11 protein-coding genes are annotated in these 10964 nt (G+C 69.6%); 7 read left to right on the plus strand and 4 right to left on the minus strand.

Annotated elements, in window-relative coordinates; genetic code table 11:
* The 7 genes from ABZ749_RS18785 to ABZ749_RS18815 all read left to right on the plus strand — a co-directional run.
* Positions 1-1093 (plus strand): aldehyde dehydrogenase family protein (locus ABZ749_RS18785; protein WP_357229389.1); only part of this gene is annotated, 1093 nt, incomplete at its 5' end.
* A 17-nt stretch (positions 1094-1110) separates the two neighbouring features.
* On the plus strand, positions 1111-2292 hold the full coding sequence (gene pobA / locus ABZ749_RS18790) for a 4-hydroxybenzoate 3-monooxygenase (protein ID WP_357229392.1): 1182 nt from the start codon (positions 1111-1113) through the stop codon (positions 2290-2292).
* 189 nt (positions 2293-2481) lie between these two features.
* Positions 2482-3456 (plus strand): ABC transporter substrate-binding protein, encoded by a 975-nt coding sequence (locus ABZ749_RS18795; protein ID WP_357229395.1) that lies wholly within the window; start codon positions 2482-2484, stop codon positions 3454-3456.
* 71 nt (positions 3457-3527) lie between these two features.
* The gene (locus ABZ749_RS18800; RefSeq protein ID WP_357229399.1) at positions 3528-4328 is read left to right on the plus strand and encodes an ABC transporter permease; all 801 of its coding nucleotides are present in this window, start codon (positions 3528-3530) and stop codon (positions 4326-4328) included.
* Complete coding sequence (locus ABZ749_RS18805) at positions 4325-5149, plus strand: ABC transporter permease (RefSeq protein WP_357229402.1); 825 nt, start codon at positions 4325-4327, stop codon at positions 5147-5149. Before ABZ749_RS18800 ends, ABZ749_RS18805 begins: the two co-directional genes overlap by 4 nt.
* On the plus strand, positions 5142-5954 hold the full coding sequence (locus ABZ749_RS18810; RefSeq protein WP_355006322.1) for an ABC transporter ATP-binding protein: 813 nt from the start codon (positions 5142-5144) through the stop codon (positions 5952-5954). The genes ABZ749_RS18805 and ABZ749_RS18810 overlap by 8 nt, the downstream gene beginning before the upstream one ends.
* Before the next feature lie 38 nt (positions 5955-5992).
* Positions 5993-6880 carry a PaaX family transcriptional regulator C-terminal domain-containing protein gene (locus tag ABZ749_RS18815; protein WP_357229406.1) on the plus strand — a complete coding sequence of 296 codons (888 nt, stop codon included), beginning with the start codon at positions 5993-5995 and terminating at the stop codon, positions 6878-6880.
* On the opposite strand, the gene ABZ749_RS18820 is transcribed toward ABZ749_RS18815, so the two are convergent.
* The 4 genes from ABZ749_RS18820 to ABZ749_RS18835 are packed head-to-tail and all read right to left on the minus strand — an operon-like array spanning position 6804 to position 10693.
* On the minus strand, positions 6804-8330 hold the full coding sequence (locus ABZ749_RS18820) for a long-chain fatty acid--CoA ligase (RefSeq protein ID WP_357229409.1): 1527 nt from the start codon (positions 8328-8330) through the stop codon (positions 6804-6806). The genes ABZ749_RS18815 and ABZ749_RS18820 overlap by 77 nt on opposite strands.
* Before the next feature lie 60 nt (positions 8331-8390).
* Positions 8391-8843 carry a MaoC family dehydratase gene (locus ABZ749_RS18825; RefSeq protein ID WP_357229412.1) on the minus strand — a complete coding sequence of 151 codons (453 nt, stop codon included), beginning with the start codon at positions 8841-8843 and terminating at the stop codon, positions 8391-8393.
* 17 nt (positions 8844-8860) lie between these two features.
* Positions 8861-9742, minus strand: a complete 882-nt coding sequence (locus ABZ749_RS18830) for an amidohydrolase family protein (RefSeq protein ID WP_357229414.1) — start codon at positions 9740-9742, stop codon at positions 8861-8863.
* A 24-nt stretch (positions 9743-9766) separates the two neighbouring features.
* Positions 9767-10693, minus strand: coding sequence for an SDR family NAD(P)-dependent oxidoreductase (locus tag ABZ749_RS18835; protein WP_357229417.1), 927 nt, complete (start codon positions 10691-10693; stop codon positions 9767-9769).
* Between the last annotated feature and the right edge of the window lie 271 nt (positions 10694-10964).

Genomic DNA, 10964 nt, shown 5'->3' on the forward strand with positions numbered 1-10964 from the left:
CCCGCTGGGCGAGATCATCCCGAGCGTGCAACCGCGGCTCAGCCTGGCCCGCCGGTTGCCCGTCGGCGTCGTCGGGGTCATCGCGCCGTTCAACTTCCCGCTCATCCTGGCCACCCGTTCGGTGGCCCCGGCCCTGGCGCTGGGCAACGCCGTGGTGCTCAAGCCCGATCCGCGCACCGCCGTCTGCGGTGGCGTCGCGATCGCCCGGGTCTTCGAGGAGGCCGGCCTGCCCGAAGGGTTGCTGCACGTCCTTCCCGGCGGGGTGGAGGCCGGCGAGGCGCTGGTGGCCGACCCGAACGTACGGGTGATCAGCTTCACCGGCTCGACCGCTGCCGGCCGCAAGGTCGGTGAGGCGGCGGCACGCCACCTCAAACGTTCGCACCTCGAACTCGGTGGCAACTCGGCGCTGATCGTGCTCGACGACGCCGATCTGGACCTCGCTGTCTCCGCCGGCGCGTGGGGGTCCTTCCTGCACCAGGGTCAGATCTGCATGACCACCGGCCGGCACCTGGTCCACGAAAGTCTGTCCGAGCGCTACGTCGAGCGGCTGGCGGAGAAGGCGAACCACCTGCCGGTCGGCGACCCGGCAAAGGAGCAGGTGGCGCTCGGGCCGATCATCGACGAGCATCAGCGCGACAAGATCCACGCACTGGTCACCGCGAGCGTCGACGCGGGTGCCCGGCTGGCCGCCGGGGGCACGTACGAGGGACTGTTCTACCGGCCGACGGTGCTCACCGACGTCACCCCCGCGACCCCGGCGTACGCCCAGGAGGTTTTCGGCCCGGTCGCCCCGGTGATCACCTTTGCCGACCAGGACGAGGCCGTCGAGTTGGCCCGCCAGACCGAGTACGGCCTGTCGCTGGGCATCCTGAGCCGTGACGTGATGAGGGCGATGGCCCTCGCCGACCGGATCCCCAGCGGGATCGTGCACATCAACGATCAGACGGTGAACGACGAGGCGGTGGCGCCGTTCGGTGGGGTGGGAGCGTCCGGTACCGGCTCCCGGTTCGGCGGGCCCGCGGCGAACGTCGAGGCGTTCACCGAGACCCAGTGGCTCACCGTGCGCGGCGCCATCACGCGGTACCCGTTCTGACACCGGAAGGATCGGGCATGCCGGGAATGCGTACCCAGGTCGGCATCGTCGGCGCCGGGCCGGCGGGGCTCATGCTGTCGCACCTGTTGCACCTGCGCGGAATCGAGTCCGTGGTGCTGGAGAGCCGCAGCCGGGACCACGTCGAGCACCGGCTCCGGGCGGGCGTCCTCGAACAGGGCTCGGTCGACCTGCTCTGCCGCAACGGCGTCGGCGAGCGGCTGCGACGGGAGGGACTGCGCCACGAGGGCATCGAGCTGCGCTTCGCCGGGGAGTCGCACCGGGTGCCGATGGCAGACCTGACCGGGCGGGCGATCACCGTCTACGGGCAACAGGAGGTGGTCAAGGACCTGATCGCCGCCCGGCTCGCGGCCGGTGGCTCGATCCTCTTCGAGACCGAGGCGGTACGCCTGGACCGGCTGGACTCGGACTCCCCGGTCATCCACTTTCGACGCGACGGGCAGGTCCAGGAGCTGCGCTGCGACTTCGTGGCGGGCTGCGACGGGTTCCACGGGGTGAGCCGCGGCGCGGTGCCCGAAGGGGTGCTGACCACCTACGAGCGGGTGTACCCGTTTGCCTGGTTGGGCGTCCTCGCCGCCGCACCGCCGGCGGTGGACGAACTCATCTACGCCAACCACGAGCGTGGCTTCGCCCTCTACAGCATGCGCTCCTCCGAGATCTCTCGGCTGTACCTACAGGTCGCGCCCGACGAGGACATCGCCGCGTGGCCGGACGAGCGGATCTGGACGGAGCTGCGGGCACGGTTGGAGACCGTGCCGGGGTGGTCGCTCAACGAGGGACCGATCCTGGAGAAGTCCATCACCCCGATGCGCAGTTTCGTTGTCGAGCCGATGCGGTGGGAGCGGCTGTTCCTGGCCGGGGACGCCGTGCACATCGTCCCACCCACCGGCGCGAAGGGCATGAACCTCGCGCTCGCTGACGTCGCGCTGCTGGGGGACGCCTTCGCCGGCTGGTACGACCGAGGCAGCACCGATCTGCTGGAGGCATACTCGGCCACGGCGTTACGCCGGGTCTGGCGAGCCCAGCACTTCTCCTGGTGGATGACCTCAATGCTGCACCGGCTGGAGCGCGACGACCCGTACGAGACGAAGCTCCAGACCGCCACGCTGAGGTACGTCGCCACCTCCGAGGCGTACGCCGCAAGCCTGTCCGAGAACTACGTGGGCCTGCCCGAGGTCTGAACGCGAGCGTGCGGGACGGCACCACAGCAGAGCGTTGTTCAACTTATTTCTGACGGGCGTCAGAAATTATTGACTTTCAATGCCGGGGTGACTGACCATGGCCAACACAGCGAAGTGCGCCCCCGCGCCACCGTTGGTCACCTGCACATCCGAGGCACCCACCACCCCCGCCCAGGAAGGGCCTCGTCCATGAAGAAGGTCATGGCTCTCGGGCTGATCGCCGTCACCGCGGTCGCCCTCACCGGATGTACCGACTCCGACGCGTCCAACCCGTCCGAACAGACCTCGGGCGACCTGCGCAAGGTCCGGGTCGCGGCGCTGCCCATCACCGAGACCGCCGCACTGTGGGGCGGCATCAAGGCCGGTGTCTTCGCCGAGCGCGGCCTCCAGGTCGAGGTGCTGCCCGCCCAGGGCGGCGCGCAGGCCATTCCCGCGCTCCTGAACGGCGACATCGACTTCGCCATCGGCCAGCCCTTCGGGCCGTTCCGGGCCGACCTGCGGGATCTCGGCGTCGTCATCATCGGCAACTACGCCTCCTCGTACGCCGACGGCGACGACATCAACGCCGTGGTGGCCTCGGCGAAGTCAGGCATCAAGCGGCCGGCCGACCTCGCGGGCAAGCGGGTCTCGGTCAACAGCCTGGGCGCCGCCGGCGACGTGACGATCATGGCGGCGGTCGAGAAGGACGGTGGCGACCCTTCGAGGATCAAGTTCGTCGAGGTCGCCTTTCCGGACGCCCCGGCCCAACTCGAATCCGGCAACATCGACGCCGCCTGGGTGCCGGAGCCCTTCGTCACCCAGTTGAAGACCCGCGGCGACACCTTCATCGTCGCCCCCTACCAGGCGGTGGTGCCCGGCCTGACCACGCTCACCACCATCACCACCAGGGAACGCACGGAGAAGGACGCCAAGCTGGTCGAGGACTTCACGGCGGCGATGAAGAAGACGTTGGAGTGGGCCAAGGCCCCCGCCAACGAGGCGGCGCTTCGGCAGGCCATCAAGGACAACCTTGAGCTGCCCCCACCGGTGGTCGAGTCGGTGCGGCTGCCGGCATTCGGTTGGGAGGTCGACCGGTCGAGCCTCCAGACGCTCGCCGAGCTCGCGCAGAAGTACAAGGTGCTCGACAGGCAACCCAACCTCGACCGTCTCATCCAGCAGCAGTAGCCGGCGCGATCCCGCCCTCCCCGCCCCCGGAGCGGGGAGGGCCTCGTCGCCCGCCTGACGACGGGAGTGACATGCGCGTGTTTCCCACCCGACGCCTACGCGCGTTACGCAAAGCGATGCTGGGCGTCGTCGGCCTGACCGCGTTCCTCGTCGTCTGGCAGCTGATCCCGACGCTGGGCCTGATCAACCCGCTCTACCTGCCGTACGTGACCGACGTGCTGGCGCGGCTTGTCGAGCAACTCGTCGACCTCGCGTTCTGGCGGCGGTTGGGCAGCACCATGACGTCCTGGGCGATCGGCCTTACGGTGGCGACGGTCGCCGCCGTCGTCCTCGGCACGGTCGTCGGGTTGGTGCCCTTCCTGCGGCGCGCGACCCACACGATCGTCGAGTTCCTCCGCCCGATCCCGTCGGTCGCCCTCATCCCGCTCGCCGTGCTGATGTTCGGCATCCAGCGGCAGGCCGCCCTCGTCATCATCATCTACGCGTCGTTCTGGCAGGTGTTCGTGCAGGTCATCTACGGCGTCGCCGACGTCGACTCGGTGGCCCGCGACACCGCCCGCAGTTTCGGTCTGAGTAGGCGGGAACAGTTGTCGCACCTCGTCCTGCCGACCACCCTGCCGTACCTCATGACCGGCCTGCGGCTCGCGGCGGCAGTCGCGCTCATCCTCGCCATCACCGCGGAGATGGTGATCGGCAACCCCGGTCTCGGGCGCATGATCGAGCTGTCCCGGTCCGCCGGAGACGCCGCCGGCCTGTACGCGCTGGTCGTGGTCACCGGCCTGCTCGGGCTCATGGTGAACATCGTCTTCCGGTTCATCGAGCGTCGGGTGCTGTCCTGGCACCAGTCCGTACGAGGAGAGGAGGCGCTGTGACCACGTACCCCGGGCGGATCGCCACCACGGCACGCAGCCGGACGGTCGGAACCCGGATCGCGGCGGGCCTCCTCTACCCACTGGGCCTGCCGACGATGCTGCTGGTGGTCTGGGGCCTGGCGGCGACGAGGGCGACGAACCGGTTCTTCCCCGACCCGTTGACGATCGCCAGAGCCTTTCGGGAGACCTGGGTCGGTCCGGCCTTCGTCGAGGACGTGCTGCCGAGCCTCGCCCGCCTCGGCCTCGGTGTCGCCGCGTCGATCGTGCTCGGCATCGGCGCCGGCACCGTCATCGGGCTGACCCCCTGGCTGCGGGAACTCCTCGAACCACTGCTGGAGTTCCTCCGGGCCATCCCACCACCGGTGCTGATCCCGGTGGTGATGCTCCTGCTCGGAATCACCGACACCATGAAGGTGGCCGTGATCGTCTCCGGCGCGGTCTGGCCGATCCTGTTGAACACGATCGAGGGTGTCCGGGGGACCGACAGCGTCATGAAGGAGACCGCGGAGTCGTTCCAGGTCTCCTGGTGGGAGCGGCTCCGGTTCCTCGTACTCCCCGCTGCCAGCCCACGGATCATGGCCGGGGTTCGTCAGGCCCTCTCGGTCGCGCTGATCCTGATGGTCATCTCCGAGATGTTCGCCTCCTCCTCCGGCCTCGGCTACCGGATCGCCTACTTCCAGCGCAACTACCTGATCGCCGAGATGTGGAGCGGCATCCTCCTCCTCGGTCTCGTCGGCGTTCTCCTCGCCGTAGCTTTCGGTCTCGTCGAACAGCGCGTTCTGCGCTGGTACCACGGAGTCAGGGAGGTCAACCGTGCCTGATCGGAGCAGTCTGCTGCTGGTGGAGCACCTGCGGAAGGTCTACGAGTCCACCACGGGCAACGTCGAGGCGATCGGGGACATCAGCTTCACGATGGACGCCGGTGAGCTCGTCTGCATCGTCGGGCCGTCCGGTTGCGGCAAGACCACCCTGCTGAAATGCCTCGCCGGCCTGCTGCGGCCCACCAGCGGCCTGGTCGAGATGGACGGCTCCGCGGTGACCGGGCCCAGCCCGGCCATGGCAGTCGTGTTCCAGGAGTACGGCCGTAGCCTCTACCCCTGGCTGACGGTGCGCGGAAACGTCGAGCTTCCACTGCGGCACAAGAGGCTCAACCGCGATGCCCGAAACAAGCTTGTCGTCGACGCTCTTGAGGCGGTGGGTCTCGGGCACGCCGCGCTGAGCCACCCGTGGCAGCTCTCCGGGGGGATGCAACAGCGCGTGGCGATCGCGCGGGCCATCGCCTACCAGCCCGACGTCCTGATCATGGACGAACCGTTCGCCGCCGTGGACGCGCAGACCCGGGCCGACCTGGAGGACCTGGTCCGCGAGCTGCACGCCAGCCGGACCATCTCGGTTGTCTTCGTCACCCACGACATCGACGAGTCGGTGTATCTCGGTCAGCGGGTTCTAGTATTGTCCACGTCGCCGACCTGGGTCCAAGAGGACCTCGCGATCGACCTGCCGCCGGAGCGCGATCAGATCACGACCCGCGCTCTGCCCCGTTTCACGGAACTGCGGACGCACGTCTACGACCAGATCCAGCGGGCCAAGCGCGGGCAGGCCGTGGCCCCGCGATCCGCGCGGTGATCGGCGGCCAACCAACGAGTTCGCCGAAGGGAAGGGCTGTGGGTAGTCGTCAGCCGAAGCAGTTGTTGCTCGCCTTCTTCGGGGAGCACGTCGTCGACGGTGACACGGGACCGATCCGGGCGAGCGTCCTGATCAACGTGCTGGAGGGCGCCGACGTCGCCGCGCCGGCCACCCGCGCGACCCTGGACCGACTCGTGCACAGCGGCATCCTCGCCCGCAGCAGGAGCGGCCGGGAGACGCTGTTCTCGCTGACCGAGCACGGGGTCGCGGTGTTGCGCGAGGCGACGTACCGCGTTCGCGGGCCGCGGCCGTTCGACCCACAGGGCAACGGGTGGACCCTTGTCACCTTCTCGATCCCGGAGGGCCAGCGGATGCTGCGGCACCGACTGCGCTCAACTCTCATCTGGGAGGGCTTCGCGCCGATCCGGGACGGGCTCTGGCTCGCGCCCGGCGAGGTCGACCTCGCCGGCTCGTTGGAGCCGCTGCGGCAGGACCTCGCGCCCAATACGGTGGTCGCCTTTCACGCCCGCGAACTCGCCGGGTTCCCGATCGGCGATAGCGTACGCGCCGCGTGGGACATCGAGGCGATCCGGCGCGCCCACCTGGCCTTCATCGACGTGTGGGACGACCCGTCCGCGACGGCGATGGCACCGAGCGCCCTCACCGTACGGACGATGCTGGTGGCGGACTGGCTCGCGCTGCTGCGCACCGACCCGAGGCTGCCGGCCGAGTTCATGGACGACGAATGGCCCGCCACGAGATCGGTGGAGACCTACCGTCGGACGCACGAGAAGCTGGCCGAGGCGTCAGCGGCGGAGTTCGCCGAACTCGTCGCGGCCCGGCCCACTGCTAGGAGCCGAATCGGGTCCTCAGATCGGCCTTCCGCACCTTCCCCGACGCCGTCCGCGGCAGCTCATCCACGATGACCACGTTCTTCGGGAGCTTGTAGCGGGCGATTCTGCCGTCCAGGCACGCCCGGACGGTGGTGGTGTCCACCGACGCCCCCTCCCGTACGGTCACGATCGCCCAGGGCACCTCACCCCAACGCTCGTCCGGCACGCCGATGACCGCCGCCGAGGTCACCCCGTCGACCTCGGTGAGCAGCTGCTCGAGTTCGAGCGGGTAGATGTTCTCGCCCCCCGAGATGATCATGTCCTTGAGTCGGCCGGAGATGTAGAGGTAGCCGTCGGCGTCCAGGTGTCCGAGGTCGCCGGAGCGGAACCACCCGTCGGCCGTGAACGCCTCGGCGGTCGCCTCCGCAAGGCCGTGATAGCCGGGGAAGACGTTGGGCCCGGCCACCTCGATCTCACCGACAGCGCCGGTGGGCACCACCGCCCCGGCCGCGTCGGTGATCCGCACATCGGTGAAGAAGTGCGGCAGACCGACACTGCCCTGCTTGACGCGGGTCATCGTCGGCGGCAACGCTGTCGCGCCCGGCGCGGCCTCGGTCATGCCGTAACCCTGCGAGAACGACAGGCCCCGCGCCTCGTACGCGTTGAGGATGCGGGCCGGCACGGCCGAACCTCCGCAGGTGAGCTTCGTCAGCGTGGACAGGTCGGTCGACGCCCAGGCGGGATGGTCGGCCATGAGCTGGTAGGTGGTCGGCACGCCGCTGAGCATTGTCACCCCGTGCCGCTCGATCTGCGCGAGCGCGCGGCCCGGCTCGAAGCCCTTCTCGATCACCATCGTGGCGCCCTTGAGGATGACGGGCAGGGCACCCATCCCGAGCGACGCGACATGGAACAGCGGCGAGATCATGAGCGCGACGTCAGTGGAGACGACGTCGTAGTCGACCACACAGTTGAGCGCCACCCAGGTGAGGTTGCCGTGGGTCAGCACGGCACCCTTGGCCCGGCCGGTCGTGCCCGAGGTGTAGACGATCGCCGCCGGGTCCTCGTGGGTGGAGTCGACCCGACCGGTGAACGGGGAGACGGCGGCCCGCGTCAGGCGGGCAAGCCCGTGCCGGTCCGCGGTGCCCTCACCGTTGACGATGACGTACGGGGTCCGGGCGGTCGGCGCGGCGGAGGCCACCAGCGCCGCGAAGTCCGGGTCGTGGATCAGCACCCGCGCGCCGCAGTCGGCGAGGACGGCCACGATCTCGGGTGCGGCGAGCCGGGTGTTGATCGGCACGAAGACGGCCCCGACCTGCGCCGCCCCGAACATCACCAGGAGGAGTTCGGGGCTGTTCTCGCCCAGGTAGGCGACGCAGTCACCCCTACCGACGCCTCGCTCCCGCAGCACCGCCGCGATCCGGTCCGCGGCGTCGGCGAACTGTCCGTACGTCATGGGGGGCCGGTCGCCGTGGATGATCGCGACCTGGTCCGGGGACTTCAGCCGGCGCTTGGCCACCCAGGCGCCAATTCCGTGCTGCTGCATCAGCATTCTCCCGGGGGTGGAGGTGGTGTGCTCGCCCGGCTCGTCGGATGCCCCCGGGCCTCAGGCGTAGAAGCGGTACAGCCCTCGCGCGACGACCGCCGGCTTGGCGCCGCCCTCGATCTCGATCGTCTGGTCGACGGCGATCTGGTAGCCGCCGCGCACCTCGACGACCTCGACGACTGTGGCCCGCATGCGTACCCGCGCCCCGATCACGACCGGCGCGGGGAAGCGCACCTTGTCGAGGCCGTAGTTGACCTTCGTGGTCACGCCCTTGACCTCAAGCAGCTCGGTCCAGAACGGAACGGCCAGGGAGAGGGTGAGGAAGCCGTGCGCGATCGGCGCGCCGAACGGCCCGGTCCTCGCCCGTTCGGGGTCGACGTGGATCCACTGGTGGTCGTCCGTCGCGTCCGCGAACAGGTCGACCTGGTCCTGGGTGACAGTGCGGTACCCGGTGTGGCCAAGATCGGTGCCCGCGAGGTCGCCCAGCCGCTCGTAGGTGATGGTCGTCGTCATGGCGCTTCCTCTCGTCGTCACCGGGCAAGGCCCAGCAGGCGGGCCGCGTTGTCCTTGAGGATGCCCGGGAGCACATCCGGCTTGAGATCGGTCGCTTGCACGTCGCGCAGCCACCGGTCGGGGGTGAGCAGGGGGTAGTCGGTGCCGAAGAGCACCCGTCGCTTCAGCACCGAGTTGGCGTGACGCACCAACTCGGCCGGGAAGTACTTCGGGCTCCAGCCGGACAGGTCGATCCAGGTGTTGTGCTTGTGCGTGGCCACCGACAACGCCTCGTCCTGCCAGGGCACCGACGGGTGGGCCATGATGATCTGAAGGTCGGGGAAGTCGGCCGCGATCGGGTCGAGCAGGATCGGATTCGACAGGCCGAGGCGCAGGCCGTAACCGCCCGGGGTGCCGGCGCCGATGCCGGTCTGCCCGGTGTGGAAGAGCGCCGGGACGCCGGCCCGCTCAAGCAGGCCCCACATCGGCGCGTACTCGTCGTGGCTGGGGTCGAAGCCCTGCACTGTGGGGTGGAACTTGAAGCCTCGTACGCCTTCCTCCTCGATCAGTCGGGCGGCGAGGTCGAGGGCGGCTTCGCCTGTGCGCGGGTCGACCGACCCGAACGGGATCAGCACGTCGGCGTGCTCTGCCGCGGCACGGGCGATGTCGGCGCTCGACAGTGGTGGGTGCTTCAGTTGGGTACGCGCGTCCACTGTGAAGACGACGGCCGCCATGCTCCGCTCGCGGTAGTACTGGGCCACCGCGCCGACCGCCGGCCGTGGGCCGTCCGTCTTGAAGTACGCCGACGCCGCCGCCACGAGCGGTTCGGGCAGTGAGGTGTGACTGTGGTCGTCGACCTCGATGTGCACGTGCATGTCGATCGCCGTGACGGTGTCGAGGTCGATCGCGGGCTGGTACATGGGGCCAACCTTCGTCGGGGCGGGTCAGGACGTCGCGGGCTCGAACTCCTCGGGGAGGTCCGGGAAGCGTTCGCCGACGCTCTGCTCGGCGCCGACGAACGTCGTCGGCCAGGCGTCCACGAGCGCCTCGTACGTCCAGCCGCCCTCGCGGTGCGCGGTCAGAGCCGCCTCCGGATGGGTCCAGATCTGGAGGCGGTCCCCTCCCACACCGATCACCTGCCCGGTCACCGAGGCCGCCGCGTCGGAGCCGAGGAACGCGACGAGCCCGGCCGCGTCGTCCGCCGTGCCGAACCCCAGGCCGTGTCGGAAGAACGCGGGCATCGGCTCGCCGTTCGCCTCGGCCCGTACCGCCGCAGCGAAGTAGGGGACGGTGGCGGTCATCGCGGTCGCGGCGACCGGAACAACGGTGTTGGCGGTGATGCCGGCCCGCTTGAGCTCGAGTGCCCAGGTACGGACCATGCCGACGATGCCCGCCTTGGCGGCCGCGTAGTTGGTCTGGCCGAAGGTACCCCGCTGCCCGGTGGGTGACCCGACGCAGATGATCCGGCCGCCCTCGCCGGCCTGCCGCATGTGCTGCACCGCCTCGCGCACCGTGGTGAACGTGCCGCGCAGGTGCACGTTGATGACGGTGTCGAAGTCGTCGTCGCTCATCTTCCACAGCACCGTGTCACGCAGGACGCCCGCGTTGGTGACGAGGATGTCCAGCCGTCCGAAGTGCTCGACCGCCGTGCTGACGAGCTCCTTGGCGGTCTCGGTCGGGCCGACCGGTGCCACCACCGCGACGGCCCGACCGCCGGATGACTGGATCGCCGCCACCGCGTCGGCGGCAGCTCCGGCGTCGACGTCGTTGACCACTATCGAGGCGCCCCGCCGCGCCAGCTCCTGGGCGTAGGCCAGGCCGAGGCCCCGCCCGGCTCCGGTGACGATGGCAACCTTGCTGTCCAGTGACATGGGTGCTCCCTTTCGTCGATGCCGATCCGCGCACGAAGGTGGGGAGTGACACGCGCACGGGCAACGTAATGCAGATTTTGATCGGGCGTCAACGATTTGCAGTATGTCTACATCAGACGGAGTTGCTCAGCGCCCGGGAGACCACCCGGCCGGCAGCCTGGACCAGCGGGGCCAACGCCACCGGGTCCGCCCGGTCGTGGGCGACAACCAGCGAGATCGCCGCCACCACACCCTCCGGTACGCGGATCGGTGCGGCCACCGAGAGGGCATC

This window comes from Micromonospora sp. NPDC047753 (assembly GCF_040642735.1).
GTDB lineage: Bacteria > Actinomycetota > Actinomycetes > Mycobacteriales > Micromonosporaceae > Micromonospora.

Coding starts and splice junctions, on each gene's coding strand:
- pobA (WP_357229392.1), top strand. CDS start 1,111: ATGCCGGGAATGCGTACCCAGGTCGGCATCGTCGGCGCCGGGCCGGCG.
- ABZ749_RS18795 (WP_357229395.1), top strand. CDS start 2,482: ATGAAGAAGGTCATGGCTCTCGGGCTGATCGCCGTCACCGCGGTCGCC.
- ABZ749_RS18800 (WP_357229399.1), top strand. CDS start 3,528: ATGCGCGTGTTTCCCACCCGACGCCTACGCGCGTTACGCAAAGCGATG.
- ABZ749_RS18820 (WP_357229409.1), bottom strand. CDS start 8,330: ATGCAGCAGCACGGAATTGGCGCCTGGGTGGCCAAGCGCCGGCTGAAG.
- ABZ749_RS18825 (WP_357229412.1), bottom strand. CDS start 8,843: ATGACGACGACCATCACCTACGAGCGGCTGGGCGACCTCGCGGGCACC.
- ABZ749_RS18830 (WP_357229414.1), bottom strand. CDS start 9,742: ATGTACCAGCCCGCGATCGACCTCGACACCGTCACGGCGATCGACATG.
- ABZ749_RS18835 (WP_357229417.1), bottom strand. CDS start 10,693: ATGTCACTGGACAGCAAGGTTGCCATCGTCACCGGAGCCGGGCGGGGC.